This is a genomic window from Thalassotalea sp. HSM 43 (genome assembly GCF_004752005.1).
Lineage (GTDB): Bacteria > Pseudomonadota > Gammaproteobacteria > Enterobacterales > Alteromonadaceae > Thalassotalea_A.
The window spans coordinates 1,715,321-1,740,868 of the sequence record NZ_CP038493.1 but is presented as its reverse complement, the minus strand read 5'-3'; the positions used below and the strand labels follow the sequence as shown (position 1 = coordinate 1,740,868).

General features: G+C 43.9%; 19 protein-coding genes. 12 read left to right on the top strand and 7 right to left on the bottom strand.

Going from position 1 to position 25,548, the window contains the following annotated elements:
- Nucleotides 1-19: 19 nt before the first annotated feature.
- The 3 genes from E2K93_RS07455 (at nt 20) to E2K93_RS07445 (ending at nt 3,482) form a co-directional block, all read left to right on the top strand.
- The gene (locus E2K93_RS07455; RefSeq protein WP_135438494.1) at nt 20-1,582 is read left to right on the top strand and encodes a sodium/sugar symporter; all 1,563 of its coding nucleotides are present in this window, start codon (nt 20-22) and stop codon (nt 1,580-1,582) included.
- 4 nt (nt 1,583-1,586) lie between these two features.
- Nucleotides 1,587-2,486 carry an SMP-30/gluconolactonase/LRE family protein gene (locus tag E2K93_RS07450; protein WP_135438493.1) on the top strand — a complete coding sequence of 300 codons (900 nt, stop codon included), beginning with the start codon at nt 1,587-1,589 and terminating at the stop codon, nt 2,484-2,486.
- A gap of 114 nt (nt 2,487-2,600) precedes the next feature.
- Complete coding sequence (locus tag E2K93_RS07445; RefSeq protein ID WP_135438492.1) at nt 2,601-3,482, top strand: aldose 1-epimerase; 882 nt, start codon at nt 2,601-2,603, stop codon at nt 3,480-3,482.
- 154 nt (nt 3,483-3,636) lie between these two features.
- Here the strand turns inward: E2K93_RS07445 and E2K93_RS07440 are convergent, their stop codons facing one another.
- A complete protein-coding gene (locus E2K93_RS07440; protein WP_189637883.1) occupies nt 3,637-5,715 on the bottom strand; it encodes a beta-galactosidase in 2,079 nt (692 codons plus the stop codon).
- 236 nt (nt 5,716-5,951) lie between these two features.
- Between E2K93_RS07440 and E2K93_RS07435 the strand changes: the two genes are divergently transcribed.
- The 8 genes from E2K93_RS07435 to E2K93_RS17880 all read left to right on the top strand — a co-directional run bounded on the left by E2K93_RS07435 (nt 5,952) and on the right by E2K93_RS17880 (nt 14,822).
- Nucleotides 5,952-6,893 carry a 2-dehydro-3-deoxygalactonokinase gene (locus E2K93_RS07435; protein ID WP_135438490.1) on the top strand — a complete coding sequence of 314 codons (942 nt, stop codon included), beginning with the start codon at nt 5,952-5,954 and terminating at the stop codon, nt 6,891-6,893.
- A 57-nt stretch (nt 6,894-6,950) separates the two neighbouring features.
- Nucleotides 6,951-8,411, top strand: a complete 1,461-nt coding sequence (locus E2K93_RS07430; protein ID WP_135438489.1) for a sulfatase-like hydrolase/transferase — start codon at nt 6,951-6,953, stop codon at nt 8,409-8,411.
- Complete coding sequence (locus E2K93_RS07425) at nt 8,404-9,963, top strand: sulfatase family protein (protein WP_135438488.1); 1,560 nt, start codon at nt 8,404-8,406, stop codon at nt 9,961-9,963. The genes E2K93_RS07430 and E2K93_RS07425 overlap by 8 nt, the downstream gene beginning before the upstream one ends.
- Before the next feature lie 16 nt (nt 9,964-9,979).
- Nucleotides 9,980-10,261 carry an EF-hand domain-containing protein gene (locus tag E2K93_RS07420; protein ID WP_135438487.1) on the top strand — a complete coding sequence of 94 codons (282 nt, stop codon included), beginning with the start codon at nt 9,980-9,982 and terminating at the stop codon, nt 10,259-10,261.
- A gap of 114 nt (nt 10,262-10,375) precedes the next feature.
- The gene (locus E2K93_RS07415; protein ID WP_135438486.1) at nt 10,376-12,760 is read left to right on the top strand and encodes an Ig-like domain-containing protein; all 2,385 of its coding nucleotides are present in this window, start codon (nt 10,376-10,378) and stop codon (nt 12,758-12,760) included.
- Nucleotides 12,761-12,862: 102 nt separating this feature from the next.
- Nucleotides 12,863-13,735: a prohibitin family protein gene (locus E2K93_RS07410; RefSeq protein WP_135438485.1), complete on the top strand. Its 873-nt coding sequence runs from the start codon at nt 12,863-12,865 to the stop codon at nt 13,733-13,735.
- Nucleotides 13,736-13,894: 159 nt separating this feature from the next.
- Nucleotides 13,895-14,251, top strand: a complete 357-nt coding sequence (locus E2K93_RS07405) for a hypothetical protein (protein ID WP_135438484.1) — start codon at nt 13,895-13,897, stop codon at nt 14,249-14,251.
- Nucleotides 14,252-14,387: 136 nt separating this feature from the next.
- Nucleotides 14,388-14,822: a septation protein IspZ gene (locus E2K93_RS17880; protein WP_135438483.1), complete on the top strand. Its 435-nt coding sequence runs from the start codon at nt 14,388-14,390 to the stop codon at nt 14,820-14,822.
- 278 nt (nt 14,823-15,100) lie between these two features.
- On the opposite strand, the gene E2K93_RS07395 is transcribed toward E2K93_RS17880, so the two are convergent.
- From E2K93_RS07395 to E2K93_RS07370, 6 genes are all read right to left on the bottom strand, one after another.
- A complete protein-coding gene (locus E2K93_RS07395) occupies nt 15,101-18,040 on the bottom strand; it encodes a glycoside hydrolase family 2 protein (RefSeq protein WP_135438482.1) in 2,940 nt (979 codons plus the stop codon).
- 29 nt (nt 18,041-18,069) lie between these two features.
- Nucleotides 18,070-19,506 carry an aldehyde dehydrogenase family protein gene (locus tag E2K93_RS07390; protein ID WP_135438481.1) on the bottom strand — a complete coding sequence of 479 codons (1,437 nt, stop codon included), beginning with the start codon at nt 19,504-19,506 and terminating at the stop codon, nt 18,070-18,072.
- On the bottom strand, nt 19,503-20,654 hold the full coding sequence (locus E2K93_RS07385) for a mandelate racemase/muconate lactonizing enzyme family protein (protein WP_135438480.1): 1,152 nt from the start codon (nt 20,652-20,654) through the stop codon (nt 19,503-19,505). Before E2K93_RS07385 ends, E2K93_RS07390 begins: the two co-directional genes overlap by 4 nt.
- 6 nt (nt 20,655-20,660) lie before the next feature.
- Nucleotides 20,661-21,752 carry an L-rhamnose/proton symporter RhaT gene (locus E2K93_RS07380; protein WP_228445543.1) on the bottom strand — a complete coding sequence of 364 codons (1,092 nt, stop codon included), beginning with the start codon at nt 21,750-21,752 and terminating at the stop codon, nt 20,661-20,663.
- A gap of 63 nt (nt 21,753-21,815) precedes the next feature.
- Nucleotides 21,816-22,115: a Dabb family protein gene (locus tag E2K93_RS07375; protein WP_135438479.1), complete on the bottom strand. Its 300-nt coding sequence runs from the start codon at nt 22,113-22,115 to the stop codon at nt 21,816-21,818.
- A gap of 24 nt (nt 22,116-22,139) precedes the next feature.
- Nucleotides 22,140-22,832, bottom strand: a complete 693-nt coding sequence (locus E2K93_RS07370) for a GntR family transcriptional regulator (RefSeq protein WP_135438478.1) — start codon at nt 22,830-22,832, stop codon at nt 22,140-22,142.
- A gap of 118 nt (nt 22,833-22,950) precedes the next feature.
- On the opposite strand from E2K93_RS07370, the gene E2K93_RS07365 reads away from it, so the two are divergent.
- Nucleotides 22,951-25,485, top strand: a complete 2,535-nt coding sequence (locus E2K93_RS07365) for an alpha-L-rhamnosidase N-terminal domain-containing protein (protein WP_135438477.1) — start codon at nt 22,951-22,953, stop codon at nt 25,483-25,485.
- The last annotated feature ends 63 nt before the right edge of the window (nt 25,486-25,548 follow it).

Sequence of the window (25,548 nt, the reverse complement as noted above, 5' to 3'; positions counted from 1 at the left end):
AATATTGGAGAGTTAGATTATGAATTTATCGACATTGGACATGTCGGTTTTCGCGTTTTACGTTGTTGCCTTAATAGCTATTGCTTGGGCTGTATCACGCGAGAAAGCCGGTCATGAAAAAAATGCCAATGATTATTTCTTGGCGGGTAACAGTCTACCGTGGTGGGCTATTGGTGCCTCGTTAATCGCGGCAAACATTTCGGCAGAACAAATCATCGGTATGTCAGGCTCTGGCTATAAAATTGGTTTGGCTATCGCTTCATACGAGTGGATGGCAGCGATTACCCTAATGATTGTTGGTAAATACTGTTTACCTATCTTCTTAGAAAAGAAAATTTACACCATGCCGCAGTTCTTGGAGCAGCGCTTTGATCATCGAGTCCGCACCGTTATGGCGGTATTCTGGTTAGGTGTCTACGTGTTAGTAAACTTAACCGCAATCTTGTGGTTAGGCGCATTAGCAATCAATACCATTGTCGGTGTTGATGTGGTTTACGGCATGATCTTCTTAGGTGCCTTTTCAGTAGCCTATTCACTTTACGGTGGCCTTAAAGCGGTCGCATTAACCGATATCATTCAGGTTGTACTGCTGGTATTAGGCGGCTTGTTCTTGTCTTATATCGCCCTTGATCTGATAGGTAATGGCCAAGGTTTAATTGCCGGCTTTACTGCCTTAACAGAGCAGGCACCAGATAAGTTCGACATGATACTGAGTGAAGAAAGTGAACATTATATGGACTTACCGGGCTTATCTGTTTTGATTGGCGGTATGTGGATCATGAACTTGTCATACTGGGGCTTTAATCAATACATTATTCAACGTACGTTAGCCGCGAAAAACTTACGTGAAGGCCAAAAAGGTATCGCCTTTGCTGCTTTCTTAAAGTTGTTGATGCCTATCATTGTTGTCTTGCCAGGTATTGCCGCGTACTTATTGATTCCAGACTTGTCGCGTCCAGATCAAGCTTACCCATCATTGCTTAACTTAATGCCTGAAGGCTTAAAAGGCTTGGTATTTGCTGCGCTTGTTGCTGCCATCGTGTCGTCATTAGCATCAATGACTAACTCGATTGCAACTATCTTCACCATGGATTTATACAAGAATGATGATAAGCCTAAATCACAAGCTCACTATGTGAAAGTCGGTCGTATTGTCAGTTTATCGGCGTTGATTATCGCGATGATCGTTGCCAAACCATTGCTTGGTAAATTTGATCAGGCATTCCAATATATTCAAGAGTTCACTGGCTTCTTTACGCCGGGTATCGTGGTCTTGTTCTTTACTGGTATGTTCTGGAAGAAAACCACAGCAAATGCTGGCTTAGCCGCAGCATTGGGCTCAGCGATTTTAAGTTTTGCGCTTAAGATGTTGTGGCCTGAATTGCCGTTTATGGATCGTGTTGGTCTAGTATTCTTACTGTGTCTAGCTATCGCTATTGTTGTATCACTGGTTGAAAACCATGGTGATCATCAACATGCTGTTGATCTTAAGGGTATTAATTTTACCACCAGTAAAGGCTTTAATGTCTCGACTATCGCGGTAAGTATCGTACTTGTATCGCTATATACTGCGTGGTGGTAACCACATGGCAAACGTGAAAGTTGGCAAGTTATTGCTTGAGATTGAGGTAACCAATACCTTGGCGGAAGGGGTGCAATGGCACCCTGAAACCGAGTCGATTTGGTGGACCGATATTGAAGGACTCGCCTTGTACAGCTTTCACTTGCCAAGCAAGTCAGTTATCAAACACTCGACACCATACCGTGTTGGGTGTTTTGCTTTTATTGAAAACGACCCGCGTCTTTTAGTTGCCTTTGAGCAAGGTATTGCCTTTTACCAAATAGACAGCCAAGAGGTGCAATGGCTGGCAAAACCGGAAGCGCAATTACCTACCCATAGATTCAATGATGGCCGAGTCGATCGACAAGGTCGCTTTTGGGCTGGAACCATGCTTGAAGACCAAAGTTTGTCTACTCGTGCGGGTCTGTACAAATACAGCGCAGCAGAGCAAGCGCAGAAGATGATTGATGATGTGCTTATTTCTAACGGTCTATGTTGGAGTCCATGTTCGAATGTTATGTACCATGCGGATTCACCTAAGCATGAAATTTATCGGTATCAGTTTGAGCCAATATCGGGTGAGATAAAGCATAAGTCGTTGTTTGCACAAACCGCACAGAACTGCTTTCCTGACGGTTCGACAGTAGATTCTCAAGGATTTCTTTGGAACGCTCAATGGGGTGGTTCTAAAGTCGTTCGTTACGCCCCTGACGGCCGTATCGATATGGAGTTATTTGTGCCTGTATCGCAACCATCATGTGTTGCCTTTGCTGGAACGCAGCTAGATTTATTGGTTGTTACCAGCGCAAGGCAGGGCTTGTCAGCCGAGCAAATCGCCTCGCAACCTAAGGCTGGTAATCTTTTCATATATCAATTGCACGGTATTCATGGCTTGGCCGAATCTAAATTTGTGCTGCCCGCATAATTGTTAGGTTGCCATCTAATTTGCTCTATTTCAGCCGATCACGATAAAAAGTATTATAAATACGATTTTATATGTGGTAAGTTAATTTCAACTAACAACAATAATAAAAACATCATGGAATATATTACGATTGCAGATAATAAAAGTAAGGTCGTTATTTGCCCTGATTTAGGGGCAAGTGTGGTTGAATATCGCTGTAAAGTAGCGGATAAGACCATTGATGTATTTCCTTGTACCTTGAGTGCAAACGAAGTCACCGAAGCATCATGCTTTCCTTTGGTACCTTTTTCTAATCGTATTCGTGATGGCCGTTTCAATTGGCAAGGCCAAACCGTGCAATTACCGCTTAATCAGCACGGTGAAAAGCACACCAACCATGGACATGGTTGGCAATCAAACTGGCAGGTGATCAGTAAAACCCGCAACAAGGTAGAATTAGATTTTAATTACCATCAAGCACCTTGGCCGTTTCCTTATCGTTCGGTATACACTTTTGAGCTGCAAGACGGCGCCTTATTACAAACTCTGACAATCAAAAATGTTGGTCATGAATTAATGCCTGCAGGCCTTGGCTTACACCCATATTTTTCTCGAACTCAACAGTGTTATTTACGCGCTGATGTAGACAAAATGTGGCATGTCGACGAAGAGTCGATGCCAGTATCTATTACCGACGCACCAGCGTGCATCAATGATCAGCAAGGTATGGTGATCGACAAGCACGTGCTCGACAATACCTTTACTGGGTTTTCTGGCGTAGCCGAGGTTAACTGGCCAGAATGGCAAGCGAAAGCGGTAATCAGTACCTCGGATAATTGTGAGTTTTTAGTGGTTTATAGCCCCGAGCAACAGCCATTCTTTTGCGCCGAGCCTGTGACCCATTCGACCGACGCGATTAACTTATCTCAGCAGGGCGTTAAAGGCACTGGGTTTAAAACGCTGGCGCCAGAGCAAGAAATGCAAGTTTGGATGAAAATATCTCCCCAAGCAGCTTAGGAAGGGGTCGTTAATGTAATGCGACAGGCCATATTAACGACGCCTTCTTGAGTGCTTAACTTCAGGTCTTACCGCTAAATTTGGTCAGTGAAAGGTAATAACAGCTACATAAAATCCATAAAAAAGCCCTTCATTGAAAGGGCTTTCTGTTTGCTTATTTGGCTTTGCTGTTGAGCCTGTATTGGTACAGGGCGTAGTTCGCTTTGCGTACATAGTCTAATAGCTGATAATACGGTCTGTCGGTTTGCGATACAAAACCGGCATTGGCGTTTTCACCAACAACGCTGCGCCCTGCCGTTGTGGAGTCGCCCCACATAAACCAATGTACGCCAATATTACGCGCGTCATTTAAGGCGCTGTGTAGGAAGTTTTGATATTTTTCTCCACGATTGCGTTGTTCACTAGCATGACCCAACCCTGGGTAGAATTTGCCGCTATCGATGGCGCCAAAATTGAATTCAGAAACGATATAGGGTTTGTCGATGCCTTGCAATGTAGTAAAGGTATCGGCGGTTAATTCATTATCGTATTGATTAAACGACACCACATCCAAATATTGCGCACCGATGGCAACATTATAGGTATTACGATGATCTTCATTAACATGCCAGCGACAGCCTAGATACAGCTTATTGGGTGCGTAGTTATCGATGGCGGTTCTTATCGTCGAAAAATACTTGTGCGTCATTTTTTCATAAAACACAATGTTGGCGTGCTCTAGGGTGTCTAACGGTAAGTTTTTATTGGCTTTTAAAACTTGTTGCCAGTTGTTTAGTTTGCTGTTCAATAGCGTGTTTAGCTTGTCTATGGTTTGGTATTGAGTCTTTAATATCTCGACGTATTGACGCTTGGCAGCACTGCTGCCATTTTTTGTTGCTAAATGCTTGGCCAAGGTATTTGGGCTTTTCCAATACAATTCATTATCGACAAAAAAACCGATGAAATACGGATCATTTTTAATACCGCTTGCGGCTTGCTTTACGCGTGTGTCGACTGCGCTGGCAAAACGCGGGTTAAAGACATCAGGAAATTTACTGGTGATGCCAGGTACCCCCCAATTAGTACCAATAGTGTGAGTATAGGGAATGGCATTGTCTTTGGCCATAACCTGGCCATTTAAGTTAGAAAATCCAGCCACTGTGTTAGTGCCCCAGCTGCGCATACGCTCAAGCCCTAGTTGAAAGTATTGGGATTGATAATCAGTACCGTATTTGCGGCTTAAATTGATTTTTCCAAAATCAAACTCGCCATTTTTTAAAAAGAATTGTTGATACGTTTGGTTATTTGCTTTCGGCATAAATTCAAAGAAGTGTTCACGTCCTACTATCGGTGTACCTACCGAGAGCTTTAATGCCGAATTAATACCTGACGACCAAAATAAATATCCATCAGGGTCTACGAACCACCATTTTCCTTTGTACTTAGCAACACGAAAGTGACCAGTAGCGTCGAGCTTTGGCCCCTGTCTATAGCCACCATATTGGCTCCATTCAGGAGAACCTGGATATTTATCTAAGTTTGCTCGTTCTTCGGCGACATCCTGTTTTAATTGTTGATCTGATTTGGTTTTTCCCAGCCAATCCGCATGCTTGTATTGCCCATAGTTGTCGATAAACGGGAAGAATGCAGCTTTGTCCGTTTGATATAATGGCGAGACTGATGGGCGTAGCAAATAGATTTTTTTAATGGTGATATTGGCATCAGTTTGTTGCGCGGTGACTGTAATAGCAACGCGATTGGTTTTGGTCAAATCAAAACTTCTGGTAAAAGAGACAGAATCTGGCATGCCACGCGTATTCGGGAAGTCTTCGTTCATCTCTTTATAGACAGTTGAACGGGTCATGTAATGCGGCAGTAACAGGTTATTAAACTTACGAGTTTCTAGCGGCTCCAACCAACCGATAGCTTTAATGGGCTTGCCTTTATAACGATTCAGTTGACCGTCGACTTCACTGTCAAAACGAATACGTTGTTCGCTGTTGTTACTTAACTCCAGCACTAAATAAGCAAATTGATGGGTATCCCACTGACCATTAAAACTGATTTGCCCGGTATCACCTTGGCGAATGTGTAGCGTTAATCCTTGGTTTTGCCATACTAACCTGGCATTGCTGTGTTTAATGCCAAGTTGTGCAAATGAACGGTCACTCGGTTGCTCACTAAAATTGAACAGTACCTTGCGTTGCAGGCTTTTTGCATTCACCGTGGCGGTTAGGCTGATGGCCAGTGTCATTACAATAGCGGTGAATAATTTACAAAAATTACAGCGATATATCATTTAAAAAAATCCTGCACACAGTGCTCTTTACAAAAAATAACTTCCAAATCCTATTAAAATATTATATATATTACAATAAAGGTTAATTTATTTGGGTTAATCTGTTATTCAGTGATCATAAGCTAACTCAGTATAAGCTGGCTATTATTACAATATAACAAGCAAATATTTTCAATAAATTAGGAAGTTAGATGGATTCGGGCTTTGTCATTGTTGCAGACTGGGGGAGCAGTAAACTCCGTGCACATTTGTGTCAGATCGACACAGATGACAAGCTAGTGCCTATCGATGTGGGTTTTGGTTTAGGTGTCACCAAAGTTAATGGCCAGTTTCAGCAAGAGCTGGAAAGTGTTAGTGCAAACTGGATTTTGCAATATGGCGAAATGCCTATTTTACTGTCGGGACAAATTGGTGCCAATATAGGCTGGCATGAAGCGCCGTATGTGCGTTGCCCTGCAAAAACCAATCAGTTGGCGGATCATTTATATCAGTTTAGCGTTAACGACATGCCGGTTTATATTGTCCCGGGCATGTCTTGCATGCTCGACAATGATACCCCTGACGTGATGCGCGGTGAAGAGTTGCAAGTGATGGGCTGGTTAGCGCAAAAACCTGAGCGCCAACAAGGACAGCACTTGTTGTGTTTACCTGGCACACACACCAAATGGGTGTTAGTAAACAATGGTCAGATTGAAGTATTTAAAACCTCTATGACCGGTGAGCTTTATGAATTACTCAGCTCGAACAGTGTCTTAATTCAAACCGTCAATAATACCTTAAGTGAACCAAGTTTTATGCAAGGTATAGAGTTGGCGTCCCGTCAAACAGGTTTCTTTAGTCATGGTGTGTTTAGTGTGCGAACTAGGCAACTATTTGGACAGCTTAACCCCGAAGACTCGTGTTCTTACCTCTCTGGTATTTTGGTTGGTGCTGATGTTCGTGGCGCGGTGACCTCATCGGCATGGAATATGGAAAACATTGCCTGCGTACATTTGATCGGCGCGACCGATTTAGTCTTTCGTTTCGAGTTAGCCCTTAAACACCATGATGTTGACGTTATTAAACATGAAGTTGAAGAGGTCAATTTAGCTGGGTATCAACAGATTATTAAACAGATCAAAGCCGCTGATTGATAGCCGCTGTTTTGCTGCATTTGCCAGCTTTAGTCCATACAAATAAGAATAATAATTATGTTTAAAATCCGTGTCATCATTAACTCGATTATTACTGCTCTGGTTCTCGTCGCAGCTTATCCAATTAATGCCCAACAACCACCTAATTTAATCGTGATATTAACCGATGATCAGGGTTATGCCGATGTTGGTTTTAATGGCTCGACAGAAATCTTCACACCCAATATCGATAAAATTGCCAAACAAGGTGCTCGTATAACGAATGGCTACGTTACTTACCCGGTTTGTGGGCCAAGTCGAGCCGGCTTGTTAACGGGCAGATATCAAGACCGATTTGGCTTTGTTGGCAACCCGACCATAGATCCAACGGTGAATAATGCCGGCATCCCTTTGTCCGAGAAAAACATAGCGGAAGTGTTACAACCTGCCGGTTATGCCAGTGCCATTATCGGTAAGTGGCATATGGGGACGCACCCTGATTTGCAGCCGAATAATAGAGGGTTTGAACACTTCTTTGGTTTCTTATCTGGCGGTCATCGTTATTTTCCTGAAGAATTAAATATTGAAGACTTATCTGAGGTCACTAAAAAGTGGCAGTGGTATTCAACCAAACTATTGCGCAATAAAGAGCGCGTTGAAATCACCGACTATTTAACCGATGAATTATCAAATGATGCGGTCGATTTTATTCAACGCAAAAAAGACCAACCGTTTTTCTTATACCTTTCATACAATGCGCCACATGCGCCATTGCAAGCAACCGAGAAATACTTAAAGCGTTATGCCCATATCAAAGACGAACGACGTCGTACCTATGCGGCGATGATAAGCGCCGTTGATGACGGTGTTGGTCGTGTATTGGATACCTTGCAAGAAACGGGTATTGACGAAAACACCATGGTATTTTTTCTGTCTGATAACGGCGGTCCATTAACTAAGAATGCCTCCAATAATGGTGAGCTACGCGGTGGTAAAGGCGATATGTTTGAAGGTGGTGTACGGGTGCCGTTTGCGGTGCGCTGGCCAGCGAAAATTCCTGCCGGTATTGATTATAACCAGCCGGTCAGTTCACTTGATATTTTAGCCACCATTGTTGCTGAATCGAACATCGACATGAGCGCCAATAAACCATTAGACGGTGTTAATTTGATCCCATACTTGCGCGGTGAAAACAACAACGCGCCTCACGACGTTTTGTTTTGGCGAGGTTATACCCGTGGTATGGAAGCTTCACGTACCGCCAACGCCAAAATGATTAAACACAAGCAGCAAAAAATGTTGTTTGATTTGAGCACGGATATCGGCGAAAGCGACAATATTCAAGGCAACAACAGCGACGACTTTGATGTACTGCAAGACGCATATCAACAATGGAATGAGCAGCTGCAAGAGCCTGCTTTTCCACGCTTAGGCTCATGGGACTTTAAGAGCCAAAATGCACAGTCGGACAAGTCGCAGACCGAACATAAGCAAAACCAAAGCAATAAGAATCTGAATAAGGGCATAAACCATGAATAAAACCCTAACAAGTTTGGCCATCATTGTCGCGAGCATGCTTGCCGGCTGTGGTGAGTCTGCGGTACAAGCACCGCAACAAACCGCCAAGGTTGCCAACCAATCGAGTACACCAAACATCGTGATTTTTTACATTGATGATTTGGGTTATGGCGATATTGGCAGTTATGGTGCGATAGGTGTGCAAACCCCTGCGTTAGATGAATTGGCTGCTAATGGAGTGCGTTTTACTGACGCCCATAGTTCTGCAGCAACATGTACACCGTCGCGTTATTCATTGCTTACCGGTGAGCATGGTTTTAGAAGCCAAGCCGAAATTTTACCTGGTGATGCGCCAGCGATTATTCGTCCGGGTAAACCGACCCTAGCCTCTATGCTGAAAAAAGCTGGTTATGCCACAGGGGTCGTTGGCAAATGGCACCTTGGTTTAGGCGATGGTGATGTTGACTGGAACCAAGATGTTAAACCGGGTCCATTAGAAATTGGTTTTGATTACAGCTACTTATTACCCGCAACAGGGGATCGCGTACCAACCGTTTATTTAGAAAACCATAAAGTTGTTAACCTTGATGTTAGTGATCCAATTGAAGTCAGTTATTCACAAAAAGTTGGCAACAGACCAACCAGATTAGAGCGCCCTGAATTGGCGAGGGTGGTAGCGGATACGCAACACAGCGAAACCATCATTAATGGTGTTAGCCGCATTGGTACCATGGGGGGTGGTGAGTCTGCGCTGTGGGTCGATGAAGAATTCCCTGACGTGTTTACCGGCAAGTCGATTGAATTTATCCGTGCCAATAAAGATAAACCGTTTTTCTTATTTCATTCATACCATGACATTCATGTACCGCGCTTGCCACACCCAAGGTTTCAAGGAGTCAGTGACATGGGGCCTCGTGGTGATGCCATTGTACAAATGGACTGGATGACCGGTCGTGTTGTCGACGAGCTAGAAAAACTAGGTATCGCCGATAACACACTGGTGATTTTTACCTCAGATAATGGCCCCGTTCTTAACGATGGTTATCAAGATCAAGCGGTGGAATTATTGGGTGAACATAAACCCTCTGGCCCGTTTAGAGGCGGAAAATACAGCGCCTATGAAGCCGGTACTCGGGTACCAACAATCGTTTACTGGCCGGGCAAAGTAGCTGCTAGTGTCAGTGACGCATTAGTATCACAGATTGATATGTACGCCTCATTGGCTGCACTGGTTGATGTTGAGCTTAGTGAAGGCGAAGCGATGGACAGCCTCAACACCTTAGATGTGCTGTTGGGCGAAGCCGAGTCAGGTCGAACCGAGCTTATTGAAGAGTCGGTTGGCTCATTTGGCTTTCGTAGCGAACAATGGAAATACATCGTGCCGACCACAGATACCTCCAATACCGAGTTCTTAGTGCGCAAAGACATTGAGGGTGGTTTTATGGCGGAGGCGCAGTTATTTGATCTCAGCAAAGACCTGTCAGAGCAGAATAATATCGCTGCACAGCATCAAGATAAAATATTGGCAATGGACAAACGAATCAAAGATATAGTCGCAAACGGCTATCAATAATAATAGGAGACCTTTGATGAAAATAAAATTGATGGCATTAATTGCTTTGTGCTCTGTGAGCACACTGAGTTTCGCGAATCAGACGTATTTCAACAAGCTTGATGGCGATAAAAATGGTGGTCTAAACATGGCAGAGTATACAGCCTTCACCAAAGGGTGGATGGATAAAAAAGACCTGTCAGAAGAAAAGCGCAAAAAGTTTAATAAAAATGGCTTTAAGAAAATTGATACTGATAAAGATGGTCTAATTTCTTTTGAAGAGTTTAAAGCCCACAAGAACAAGAAAAAGAAAAAATAACCGCGCAGTCTTGCCATTAAAGCCACTTTTTAAGTGGCTTTTTTTATGTCTGTGCTTGTTATTTGACTGCATTAAAAATAATATGATTTATATTACTAATAAAAAGGCATTAATATGCACATATCTCGACTCCTTTGCTCGTTAGCGTTATTGACAAGCGTGTTGGCAGCATCAGCCTTAGCCACTGACTACTACGTTCACCCAGATGGCAGTGATAACAATGATGGCCTGAGTGAGCAAACCCCGTTGCAATCGCTGACAAGAGTGAACAGCATTACGCTTGAAGCGGGTGACGCAATATATCTGGCCGCCAATGAAACTCACATGGGCAGCTTAGAGTTGCGCTGGGAGGATGGCACCGCAGAGCAACCTATTGTAGTGAGCAGTTACGGTGGTGAGCAAACCGACCGTGCAAAAATTGATGCGGCAGGGTATTTAGCTGGTATTAGCATGCTAAACGTACGTCATATTAATATCAGTAATATTGAAATTATCGCCAATGCCGGTGCGCAACATAAAAATCGACTGGGTCAGTGGATGCGCTTAGGGGTGTTAATTGATGTTAACCACCACAATGCCGTCAACCCATACGGCTACATTTCGATGGACAACCTGTTTATTCACGACATATATCATGAAGAGTTTGGCTTTGATCGCGGTAATGACAATAATACCCCGAATGGTACGCAAAACTATGGTTGGGGCGTGCGATTGTTTAACAACAATAATGGCACCACCAAACTTACCAATATCAGTTTGAGTAATTCTGAAATTGCAGATGTAGCGCATACCGCTTTTAAGATCACCTCAAACTCTAATCGCGACATCGAGCAACGCCGCTGGGGTAATGTGTATCAGGTGTCTTTGACCGACAACTACATACATGACATTGGTGGCCCAGGCATTCAATTTGGCGGCACCAACAGTGGTTATGTTGGTCACAATAAGGTGCATCGCACAGGTAGTGGTAGCGACAGTCGAAAATGGAATCGCGGCAGCGGCATGTGGCCTTGGGGCTCTAAAAACCTATTGATTGAATTCAATGAGTTTACCGACGCACAAGGGCCTGCCGATTCGGCGGGTTTTCATATCGATTTCAATTGCAGTAACGTGATTGTACAACACAACCTGAGTAAAAATAATGCCGGTGGGTTTATTGAGATCTTAGGCAATAATGAGAATAACAGTTACCGCTATAACGTCAGTATCAATGACGGTTACCGTAAAAAAGGTGTTGATGGTGCCAGTCATGACGGTAAGATCTTATGGCTAAGCGGTTATGTTGGTAAAAACAATCCGCAAGTTGCGCCGAAAAATAACTACCTCTACAACAACACCATCTATACCAAACCTGAGATATTAGCTCAATTTGCGGTGCATAATGAAACCGATGGCTTAGTGGTTGCCAATAATATTTTTTATATTGAAGGGGCCAGCCGGCACATAGACCAGAACATCTATAACTTAGTCGATGGTGAAAACCCAACCCAAGATATTAAGGTTACTAATAATCTGTTTTTGTCGACGGACAACTGGCCTGATACCTTGTTAGCACAAAGCAGCGACGCTATTATTGGTGAGCCAAGCTTTAGCAACAAAGGCGGCAATAGTGCCCTTGATTACGTGCCAACGAACAGCGAGCTTATTGCCAACAAAGGCGTTGACATAGAGGCTATTGCGGACGACCCTATTGGCTTGGTTGATGGCTTTAATGTCGAAACCGATATCCTCGGTAATGTGCTTGATGGTAACCAACACATTGGTGCCATTTCACCGTTTAAAACCACCCACCCAAGCGCGGTTATATCATCAATTTTAGCGGAGCAAACATTTCAAACGCGAATTTTGTTGACCGTTACCTTTGATACTAAGGTCACTGGCCTTGAGCTAACAGATTTCGTTGGCAGCAATGCCACATTAACTCAGTTAAGCAAGCTTGATGAGATGACCTGGCAGCTTGAAATATCACCGCTGCAATATGGCTTGGTTAGCATTAGTCTATTAGCTGACTCGGTAACGGATAACCAAGATATCGGTAATCAAGGTGCTGAATTCTCTATCATTTATCAGCAAATAGCTGACGATAGCGACACTAAGGCACCTGTTGCTAGCTTTTCTGGGCCAGTTGAGCACACCCTATACGATGCCGATATTGCCATGGCCATTGAATTTGATGAAGCCATTGCCGGCTTTGATGGCAGTGATTTGCAGTCAGTTAACGCTAGCATCAATAATCTTTTTCAAGAGTCAGACTTGCTTTGGCGCTTTGATTTGGTTGCTAGTGATTATGGTGAGGTAAGCGTTACGCTACCCGCAGATAGCGTCTACGATGTGGCGGGTAATTACAATGCCGAGGTGCAGTTCAGCGTAACCTACCAACAGCAAAGCCAGTCTCAAGTTCCAGCGCAAAAAGATTCAGGCGGCTCAGGCGGTAGCGTGTTCTTTTTATTGTGGTTCGGTTTGTTGATGCATTTTATCAAGCGCCTTGGTATGTCATAAACAGCAAGTGTTTTTCTCTGAAAACGGGAAATAGTTGTTGAATAATCGTTAATAAAGTCGTTAAATAACCGCTCTAAAAATAATAAAGAAAAAGGATTTTGTATGATCGGCAAACCACAATTTACCTTAGGTAAAGTATTCAAATGGCTACCATTGGTTATTGCGGCAATCTTGGTATTTAGCTCGTACTTTATTGTCTTGGAAGGCCATGTCGGTGTTGTTAAACGTTTTGGTGAAGCCAAGCATCAAGAAAATCCTGGTTTGCACTTTAAAATTCCTTTCATTGAAACCGTAGAACACATTGAAGTTCGCACGCGCAAAAATGCCGAAAAAATGGCGTCGAGCACCAAAGAGCAAATGCCGGTCACCGTTGAAGTGTCGGTTAACTGGACGGTTAACAAAGAAGCCGCGCTAGATTTGTTCAAACGTTATGGCGGCTTAACCCAGTTTGAACAACGTATTCTAGACCCGCGTTTTCGTAGCGCCACCAAAGACACCATTCCACAGTTTGAAGCTGAGCAATTGATTCAAGACAGGGCATCAGCGATTCAAGGCATTGAACACCGCTTAGCGGCTGAAATGGAAGGCTTTCCAGTAGTTGTTGATAACATTCAAATCGAGAACATTGTATTGCCACAAAAATACATTAACTCGATTGAAGTAAAGCAAACTGAAAAGAACTTAGCTGCTGCCGAAGAGCACAAACTTGAGCGTCAACGTCTAGAAGCGCTGCGTGAAGTAAATACCGCCGACGCAAAAGCTCAAGGTATTATTAAAGTTGCCGAAGCCGAAGCCCAAGCCATTATCTTAAAAGGTGAAGCAGAAGCCCAAGCGATTGAAGCCAAATCTAAAGCACTTAAAGACAACCCATTGATCATCGAGTTAACCCAAGCACAACAGTGGGACGGCAAACTGCCAGTAACCATGATGAGCGACGGTACTGTACCTATTATGGATATGCGTGCTAAGCAATAACGCGCATATCAACCAATCAAGTTAATAACAAATGGGTAAGGAGACTGGCTATTTGTTAGCATACGCGCTCAAACTGTTTCATAGATTGGGACGAAATGGAAAAGTGGAATAATTCCGTATGTCGTGCATTTATCCACTTCATTACACAATTAAGTAACTATGGACAGTACGGCTCTAGAATTCAGAAATTCGTGTTTAGATATTTTGAGCTTTTTATCGTCTCCTGAAAGACAGAGAAAATTTGCATCGAAAGTTGAATACATCGATTATAAAAATGAGTTTATTTGTTGGTGGTTTGATGATTTAGTTATGGACTCTTTACCACAAGGAACAGGTTTAATTTCTGAAAGCTTTAATACCACTGAAAAGTGTTTCCTTTGCGAGTTTACTAAAGTTTTTGACGAGAATTTAGGCAGTGAAGAGCAGCCTATTGAAGAGCTATTAAATAATACTCAATGGAAGCAAGTAATAGCAGCTGCTCAAAAAACACTAGATAAAATTGCTAAAATCACCTAACCAGCGCATTAAGAAACGGGGCTGCTAAAGTTTGGCTCGGATTCGCGTCGCTACACATTTTAGCCACACATTATCAGCTCGTTAGCTTGGCGTTATGTTTTTAGAGTTGTACAGCCGAGTAACGGAGAAATAATCAATGTGGTCTATATACTGGCGGTCACTACTAGGGGTAGTCCTTGTAATAGGTTTGACTTCGTTTTTGTACCGACATCTGAGTGTTTTGGAGCTGATAGTTAACCCCAATTATCACCCTGCAATTTTCTGGTGTTTAACATCATTGATATTTTCAGTGGCTTCATTATTTGAGAGGAATGGCCTAGCTTATGTTTTTTGGGGTAAGAAATTGCAATACACTAAACATTATTGGCGTTCCCTTAACTTAATAACTATCGTTTTTTTCCTTGCTTTCGCGGTTTTGAGTATCGTAATCCATTACAGTTTTAATGAGGTTTTTTGGTCGTACTATAAGCTTTTTGCACAACCCGTACTCTTATTGCTTTGCCCGCTACTGTTTGGTAGTTTGTTGAAATATATATCAAAACACAACAAGGCGTGTAATTCGGATTCGTAATAGTTAACTCGTATCCACATTGCTCCATAATTTTTGCCAACCATTAACTTGCCGCTTATGGCGACGTTATAATGACTAAAATAGAACTTCAGTAAGCTAGAGTTTTATAATCCGGTGAACTTCTCATTATCCGCTTTTGAGTCTCCAGATGTTATGTAATTGGAGCTCATCAATAACTAACCTCTCTGTATATTCAGCCAAAAAAAACACTGCCATGACCTTTTGTTTAGAGTTATGGCAGTGTTTTGGTTTGCGACAAAAGACGTTGTCTTATCTTGTTACTTACCGATATAAGCCAGCATGTTTCTGACAATAATATCGGCCACCGGGTCTTTACCTAGGTTGGGTACGGTTTGCAGTGTTGACAAGATAATTTTTCCTTGGCCTAAGGTGATTTCAGATACATCTGAACCTAGCCAAACATCGCCTGTGCCTTTGTAATGGCGATTCATCAAGGTCATGTCGGGGAAGTTATCATTGGCGACAACCGTCACTAAGGCTTTTTGTTCTAAGTCGACCATAGACATCTTCGCTCGGACATGCTCGTAGACGCCATGCATGGCTTGTTTAACTGGCAGGCCTTCGAACATTGGGTGATCTTCAACAATGTGTGACATACCACCCCACAGGCCCGTTGAGGCTTTCATTGCAATCTCAACCGGTAAGTTCAAGCTTTTGCCTTTGCTTAACACACCAGCGTTCCATTTCGGTTTATTGTATGGAAACTGCAAATACAACACCGTGCCGCCTTGATTAGCAAACGCATTAAGTTGTGGATTAACCTTTATTTGGCTGTCTTTGCCAGTAATGTGCATTGCGACGACAACCGGTGTATCAATCGAAGTGTCGGCATTAAATGGCGTCGCATTAATGTTATTGTCATTAAAAAACGCTTTAAGGTTGCCGGTATGATCAATGAAGGCATAGTCGCCGCTTACCGGGTAGTTTTGCGGCGTAAACACATCAAAATCAAACTGATTTTCGGTGATAAGCTTGCCGTCTTTGGTCAGCATTTTGGCGACTATGGTGTAGCGCCCAGTTAATTCTTTGCTGTTTAGCTGGTACTCAAATAAGTCACTGACGTCTTTGCGGTAGGTGACGTTTTCGCTGTGTTGATAGACAACTTGATTTTGTTGATCGCGAATTTCCACTGCAAGTTTGGCTTGTTGAGTTGCCAATTCATTGACGCCCTTGATGGTAAAGCGCATGTCGTTGCCTTGGTAGACGTTTCTAGGAAAGGTACGTATCGAGACAATCTGCTTTTGATTCGCGGCTTGCGTTAACTTATACACTTGCGGCTTTGGATCGCGCCATAAATCGAGCAAGCCTGCGCCCATAATCCAATCACCACCGGTTAGCGCATGCACACAATAACCAGTGACACGTGGGTTAATACGAGTTGCTTCGATCATGCGGGCATTGGCTTTACCATGAATCAGCTGCTGCTCCATGTAAAAGTCTTGCGGGCTGCTGTAAATATGCGACAGCTTGTTTTGCAATACCTCTGTCAACTGGCTGCCCAGTTGTTGATGATAGCGTGTCGGTGGCACGATAGGGTTGCCCACGTCCTCAAAGCGTTGATTCACTTTATCAAAATCAACGTAGCTGCCATAACCTAGCTCAGAGACAAAAGTGGTTGCCCCCGGTTTAACGTGATCGCCAATCGGATTCACATTGATACCCATTTGCTTACGTTCTTTTTTGTTGTAACTTAAGCCCGCAAATTTGTCGTACCAAGTATTGGTCATATTAGGACCTGGGTAGGTATGTACATCGTTAAAGCTAATAAAATTGCGCTCGTTTGGTAAAAACACTTTGGCGCCAAATGCCCAACCGCCAGATTCATCAAGAATCAATCGACTTGGGTCAAGATCGCGTGCCATCATTGATGTTTCTTGCATCATTTGTTTTAACACTGGGCGACGGATCTCGTTAAACAATTCCCACATAACGATACTGGCTCGGTTGCGATCACGTTTTATGGTTTTTGCTATTTCATTAATGACTCGGTTTGGTAAATCCGGTGTATTAACCGGTAAATCCATACACTCAAGTACTGGCGAACCAATTACCATCACCCCCATCTCATCGGCTAAGTCGAGCCATTGCGGCGGTGGCGGCCGACGCCATGGGCGGATCATGTTAAAGCCGGCTTCTTTAGCTAAACGGATTTCTTTGCGTGCCATATCCATATCTACCGGAGTGGCGACACCAACTGGGTATACGCCTTCAAGAAATACCGCTTTGACATACACTTCTTCATCATTGAGATAAAAGCGTTTGTCCTTGACGGTAAATTGACGTAAACCAAAGTTTTCAGTAACGCTGTCACTGATCTTGTCGTCGCGGATAATCTGTGTCGTCAGCTGGTATAGATTTGGCGCATCAGGTGACCACGCTTTGGCATTAGCAATGTCGATATTGGTTTGCCATTCGCTCTTACCTGGTTGTAGTTTGGCGCTGATTTGCTTACTAGCAACTAGGCTGTCGGTTTGCTTATCGCGGATCTCAAATCGAATACTGTCGTCGCTATCATAAACATCAAAGTTGGTGGTGCTAACGGTAATGTTTGCCGATTCTTTACCAAGATCAGGTTGTACAAATACATCGCTAATATACGAACCATCACTGGCCACTAAACGCACTGACTGCCAAATACCGCCGGTAATACCACCGCGCCATTGTGGCGTTTCCATTGCGCCCATGCCATCAATCACTTTATCGGTATCGAGTAATATTGGCCCAAGTACACGCACGGTAATGACGTTTTCTTGGTCAAAATGCAACAGTGAATCAATGCGGAAACTAAATGGCGTGAAGCCACCTTCATGCACACCAACGACGTGGTCGTTTAGGTACACTTCGGCGCGATAATTAACGGCATCAAATGCCAAGTGAATGATTTGTTCTTGCCACGCTTTTGGTGCATCAAATCGTTTATGATAAATCGCCGCGCCTTCGTAGTCTTTTTCGATACGCTCCCAAACACTGGGGACGTTGATATCACGCACATCATCGAGTGCGAGAAAGTTGGCACTTTGATAAAGCTTTTTCGCTTTACCTTGATTGTCTTTATCAAAGTAAATTTGCCACACACCGTCTAATGACATGGTGTTTTGGTGTTGTACTTGTGCTGCGGCTTGGCCACATAGGCATAGCATGATGATGCTAATGAACACTTTGCCAAGGTGCTGAATATGTTGTTTGATTGTGGTCACGGAGTGAGCTCCCAAATTAGTGTTGGTTGTTAAGGGTTCACCAGAACCGAAACACGTTTTAAGGTTAGGTATTCTTGCAAGCTGTATTGCGAGCAGTCTTTGCCGACACCACTTTGCTTTAAGCCACCATGGGGCAGTGACACATCATAATGCACCTCATTAATACACACGCTACCGGCTTGTATTTGGCTGGCAGCCTGTAAACCTTTCTGAATGTCTTGGGTATAGACATAAGCCGCTAAGCCATAATCACTGTCGTTGGCCATGGCAATAATATCGTCGTCATCGCTGTATTTGATGATTGGCAACACCGGACCAAAAATTTCCTCACCGGCGAGCGGCATATTTGTGCTCACATTGGCCAATATAGTGGGTTGCAAGTAATAGCCTTTGTTCGGCTGTTGTGGGATCTGACCGCCACTCACTAATTCTGCGCCCATATCGACGGCAGCATTTATTGATGTTATCACTCGCTCTCTTGCTTCGGCGGTTAACAATGGCCCCATTAACCGACCTTCGGTGCGGCCACTGCCAAACTCAATACCTTGAACATGGGCTTTGGCTTTGGTAATAAACTGCGGATACACACTTTCATGCACAAAACAGCGATTTGGCGAGACGCAAACCTGGCCAGTATTGGCAAACTTGAGATTAACCACATCTTCTGCGGCTTTGTCTAAATCTGCATCAGGGTAAATCACAACAGGGGAGTTTCCGCCGAGCTCAACAGAAAAGTGTTTGATGTTGGTGCAGGAGGTTCGCATGGTATCAACCCCCGCTTTGGTTGAGCCAATCATGGTAAACAAGCTGACTTTATCCGATTCAAGTAAGGTGTCCGTTAATGCGTAATCATCGCCGGTTATGACATTGATCACCCCTTTTGGAATACCTGCTAGCATGGCAATTTCAGCACATTTTAATGTTGCTAGTGGTGTTAAATGCGCGGGTTTGATGATCGCCGTACAACCCGATGCCAATACAGGGCCAAGTTTGTAACCAAGGTTTAGCAAAGGGAAATTCCACGCCAAATAGCCGACAACCACACCAAGTGGTTGGCGCATTACGTAGTTAAGAAATCGACCATTACCGTCAACGATAACCGGTTGATCGATGCGCTTTGCTTCTTCAATAAAAAAGCGTAAACAAGTGATTAGCGTCTCAAAATCGTACTCGGCATTATCAGCAGGTTTGCCGGTTTCTGCGATCAACAAATCAATGATTTCACTACGTTGGTTTTCTAATAGCTCAGCGTAACGCAAAATCAATGCACTGCGTTGGTTTAAGGTCATTGCTGACCACAGGGTAAATGCTTGTTCGGCTCCATCTAACGCCTGTTCAATGTGCAATGCTTGTAATTGCGGTGCATGGCCAATGATGTCTTCTGTCGCTGGATTAATGACAGCAATACTGTCTTCAGTGTTGATCAACTCGCCGTTTATCAACATTGGAAATTGGTGTTTATTCATAATGTTTCAGACCGTTTGATAGTAAATTGTTCTAATGTGTGAGGATCAATTTGCACGCCAAGACCGGCAGCGTCAGGCACAGTCGCCACACCGTGTTTAATGTCGATGCTGGTGCTGTAAAGCTCGTCTCTTAATGGGTTTTCGGTACGATCGTACTCAAGCAGCAAAGATTGTGACTCGGCTCGGCCCGGTTCAACATAAGCGGTGGCAAGAAAATGCACCGCCGCGGCTAGATTCAACTGCGTGCCCCAGACATGAGGAATACAATTAACGCCGTTCGCCGACGCGATGGCGCGTATTTTTAACGCTTCACTTGGGCCACCACAGTAGGCCAGATCCGGTTGAATAATATTGACTCCGCCGCTGGTCAATAATTTGTCAAAGCCAAATCGGGTTTGTTCACATTCGCCAGTGGCAATGGCCAAATCCAATTTGTTGTGCAAGCTATGAAACTGGCGTAAGTGCTCAGGTGAAAGCGGTTCTTCAAACCAATGATACTGACACTCATCTAGCACGCGGCCAATACTGATCGCTTCTGGCAAGTCATAGGCGTGATTAGAGTCGGCCATCAGCGTGGTATTCGGCAGCGCTTCTCGCATCGCTTTTATGAGTTGCTTATCGAAGTTTAGGTTTTTGCCGATTTTAATCTTCATCGCTTTGAAACCTTCACAGGCATATGCTTGAGCTTCTGCAACCAATGTTGACAATAACTGCTGCTCGTTCATATCTTGAAAATACATACCGGTGGCATAGCAGTCAATTTGCTGTCGCTGGCGACCTCCCATAAGCTCACTTACACTTAAATTCAGTGCTTTGCCTTTGAGATCCCAAAGTGCCATATCAAGACCAGACATAGCGCCCATCATGATGCCGCCGCGAGCAAAATCTAAACTGCTGCGCCACATATGCTGCCAAATTACCTCGCTTGACAGTGCATGCATGCCGATGATTCTGGGCGCATAAAAGTGTTCCACCGCGGCTTGGGTGACATCGGCTGGACCATAACATTCGCCCCAACCGGACAAACCGGTGTCAGTGATCACTTCAATGACCAAAACATTGCGTTGATCATAGGTCCATTGCGAAAAGCCAAACGGCTTTTGCAATGAACAGCGCAGATGATAGCTGCGTATTGCGGCAATCTTCATAACGGCTTACTCGTTGTATAGATCAGCGTTGATTTCAGGTTGATATATATCGACCGTGTTCACAGGTTGCTGCTCGATTGAGTTAGAATAACCCAGCAAACAAATCGCGCTGATTAACACCACGATACCGGTGACCATGGTTTTAAATGGGCCAGGAGCACCTTGCCATTCACCGGTATAAATACCAATCACGGTTGAAATGATTAACGCTAAACCGAGCAGCATAGGCCAGCCAATGACTGGGCCAATATCACCCATTAAAGCAGCACCTTGACCATAAACACCTAAGGCAGCAAACCAAAGTAATCCGGCAATAATCGCCCATTTGTAGGCTTTAGCGGCATTTTGTGTTGAAAATGATGACCAAGAATTGTTTTTAAACAATAAGAATAACGCGTAACCGGCGTTCATCGCGTACGCACCGAGTAGCACAACAACCCAGCGCGCTAATGCAGTATTACGGGTTAAGGCACCTGCTTCTTCGGCGCTGCTACCTATGGCTTCGGTTGCTGAGAAGCCAACGTTTAGTAATGACGATAAAATACCGCAGGCGATGGCGATAGATAGGCCTTTTTTGAATGCAGAGCCCGTCGCAATACCGGCAATTTCTTGCCCTGATTCGGCTAATACTTTATCGCGATTAATGCCTGCTTTTGCAACAATGGCAACGGCAACAAGCATGATCACCATACCGGCGATAATGAATGGGATCGCAGGGTTGGCAGAAAAGTTATCGATTTGCACTAATGGAATTAACGAGCCCATCAATGCAGCCAATCCCATAACAATACCCATGGTTAGGGCAACACCAATGTAGGTCACACAGACACCAAACATGATGCCACCTATGCCCCATAAAAAGCCATAAAGCGCGCCTTCTTGAATTGCTTGGGCTGGTGAATTTGTAATAACCGTAACTAAGTCTGGGACCACCATAACAGCCCAAATACCTGGGAATACAATCATCGCGATGGTGACATGAATTAACCACCATGCTTCCCAAGCTAATGGCTTGGTGTACTTCATACCAAGGCCAAAAGTACCTTGAAAGACACTGGCCAATAAGACCAGTAGCAGTGGCAACATTATTTCAATCATAAGGTTTATCCTGTTGTTATTATTATATTTTTAGTTTTTATACTTGGTGTTTTAATAAGCGTTTTAAAAGTCGACGATTTGCTCGTCAACGGTGACCGATTGAATGTAGGCAACTACGTCATCATGCTTTGGATTGACGCAATAACGCTTAAAATCATCTTCGTTAGCAAAGGTAGAGATCAGGCCAAGATCAAAAAACTGCGTACCATAATTACCAATGTTGATACCTACATCGTATTGCACAATTTCACTGATCTGTGCCGGTAAGCTGTCCAGTTTTTGCTTTACCACGCTGGCTAGATCTTGCTTATTCATGCCATCTGCGGCGTCCTTTAATTTCCATAAAACCAGATGTGTATACATATTCACTCCAAATTCTCGTTATTACTATTTTGTTTGTCTGTTACTGATTTGTAGTGCATTGAATTTGGCAACGTTCATCGCTTCAATGGTGGCTTGTTTCGCGGCTTCGCCATCCTTCACACGTAATGCATCATACAAACGCCAGTGAAACGCATTGGCTTGTTCTAATCGTGGTAAATCGTATTGATAACAGGTGGCGGTAAAGACCTTGACCAAAATATGGGTGTCATCGAGAACTTTTTGCAAGTAACTATTGTTTGTCGCTTTAACAATCAATTGATGAAACTCATAATCGGCGGTTAAAAATGCGTCGAGCTCATCACCTTCTATAAACGCATCACTTTGCTTAGCAAATTCATCGGTGATGTCTTGCATAATCAGTAATAAGTGACGTAATTGCTGCAACGCTCGCGGCGTGATCGACTGCGCTGCACTTTCTGCGGCAAAGCTTTCCAGTGCACTACGAACACCATACATATTGGCCAATTCATCAGCCGACGGCTTTTTTAAGGTGGCGCCAAAACGCGGCGTAAATTCAATGATGCCATCTTGTTGCATTTGGCGAATGGCTTCCCTAACTGGGGTTCTGCTCATGCCCAAAAGCTTTGCTAAATTATTTTCAGATAAGGCGGTGCCACCAGGTAAATCACCGGAGGTAAACATCGATAACATACGGTTATAGGCTTGCTGGCTTAATGTGGCATGGGTATTAGTCATTGTAATTTGTGTCTTTTTATAGCTAATCGATTACTTGTATACAATGTATACAAGCGCATTTAGATATGCAAGAATAAATAAGATAAATACGATATATGTGTGTTGATAGGAGTGGTAAGTGAAGTTTGTGTACGTGAAAATGCTGATGTTTATTGGCTTGTGTGGTTTGTTGTCACCTGTTTCGGCACTGGAAAATCGATCACCATTAGCCAATGATGTCGTCGGTTTATGGACAATTGACAGTGATACCAAGCCATCATGGCAAGCAAAGTGGATTTGGCACAAAGACGTAGAGAGCACATCACTAGCGCTATTTCGTAAATCATTTACATTGAGCACTGTGCCGAGCCAAGCAAGGTTAATGATTACCGCCAGTAACCGTTACAAACTGTATATTAATGGCGTTTACGTCAATCGCGGTCCGGCACGCAGTGCGCCGCATCATCAATCTTATGACGTGCTTGATGTCGCCAGTTTATTGAACCATGGCGATAATGTGATTGCGGTGCAAGTCCATGCCGATAATTTGTTATCTAGCCATCAATTAAGCGCTCGTGCTGGTTTATTGCTGCAACTGGATATGGCCGAACAAGGCTACCTGCTCAGTGACCATAGTGTCAAAACCACCGCTGATCCTGCTTGGTTAACACCGAGTCCCAAAATGAGCCGTTTTCATCAGCAGGTTAATGATCGTGTCGATATGCGCTTGGCATTGGCAAATTGGCAGGCAATTGATTTTGATGACCGTAATTGGAGCAATGCGGTTGAGCTTAAACGCAATACCGGCTGGCCTGCAGTACAAGGCAATGAACAAGCGCATGCCAAAACCGCGCCATGGATTGAGCTCGTGCCGCGTGATATTGAATACTTACATGAACAAACACGACCGGTGACAAAGCTTGTTGCGGCGCAATATATTGATGATTATTTTGCCACAGACAATCACAGCCTAATAACTAACCCCAAAAAAGCGCCGAAAGTGCGTTTACAAGGCAAGCAACTAGATATTGATGAGCAGATGCCGGTGCTATTGTCATCAAGCGATAAGCCTGTTTTGCTAGTATATGATTTTGGCGAAGTCATCAATAGCTTACCAGAATTTACTATGCGTGGTAGTGCTGGTGACGTTGTTGAAATCATTGGCATACCGTTTATGATTGATGATCAATTTAGTTATCATATGGTGGATGCCAATTTAATCGACCGAGTGACCTTGTCTGGCAAAGTTGACCGCTGGCAGGCGCAATATTTTAAACCGACGCGTTATTTAGGGGTTATTGTAAAACCACAAAAAGATCTGGAAATACAGCATCTAGCATTGCATCAATTGGCATTCCCATTCACTGAACAAGGCGATATTCAATCAAACTCGGCGGCGTGGTTAAATCAATATGTGCAAGCCAGCAAACAAACCCTTAAAGTAGCGACAACTGACGCCTATACCGACAATTACCGTGAGCGCAGGCAATACGCGCAAACCGGGTTTTACGCCGCACTGGGTAATTATTACACTTTCGCCAATCAAAGCTTACAGCGCCGATATTTACTACAAACCGCACAAGAACAATGGGCGAATGGCTTAATGCCCGCCTATGGGCCGTTACAAAGCGAAGACGCCATGGTCATTCTCGACTCTAATTGTTTGTGGATTCGCAGCCTATATAACTATTACCTGTACTCTGGTGATAAGGTGACAACTCTATCATTGATGGCAAATGCTGAACGGTTAATGGTGTTGCTAGGCTCTTTTACCAATCAACATGGCTTGCTTGACAGCCCGCCGTTTTCCTACTGGCTCGATCATGCCAAAAATGATCGACGCGGTGCCAACTTAAACCTTAATGGTCATTACTTGGGAGCGGTAGAAGATTACAGCAGATTACGTGAATTATTGCAGCTGCCGAATGCTCAAAAATATCGGGATCAAGCGAAAAGCATGCGCAGCTATATTGCAAAGGCTTTTTGGCAGCAAGAACGGGGCGTATTTGTTGATGCGGTTATCGATGGCAAGCAATCGACGGCGATAAGCGAGCATGGTAATGCTATGGCCTTGGCTATGCGGATTGCCTCACCAGCTCAAGCACAACGTGTTATTGCACAGGTGTTAGATGGTAGCGATCATGACTACATGAGCCACGCTAACGGTATGGTGGTAGTGACACCGGCGATGAGTTATTTTTTACATAAAGGTCTTGCTAGTTATGGTGAAATAGACAGTTCATTGGCCTTATTTAAACAGCGCTTTGATAAGATGCTAAACGCTGAGCACAATGGCACACTTTGGGAGGAGTGGTGGTTAAATGGTACCGGTCGCAGTGGCAAATTTGTCGATAATGGCCGTAGTCGTTCTGACGCGCAAACCGAAAGCGCATTCGCCCCAGCGCTATTTGCCGAGTATGTATTGGGCTTTGAGGTTATCGAGCCGGGAATGAAGACCGTTCGTATCCGCAAGCAGTCGCATTCAATAGGCGATGCCAACGCCACAATCATGACCCCACAAGGACCGCTAATAATACAATGGCAATTTAATAATGTAGGGTTGTTATCGGTGGATATTCCTGACGGGGTTACTGTGCTTGTCGATAATCAAAGCCTAGGGCTTGCAGGAGCCGAACAGGTTCTTACTTCAGGTGTACACAGCATTCGATTTTAAATAGGCACTTTAAACCTTTGGCGTTTAAAGGCACAAAAAGCCGGTATTTACCCGGCTTTTTGA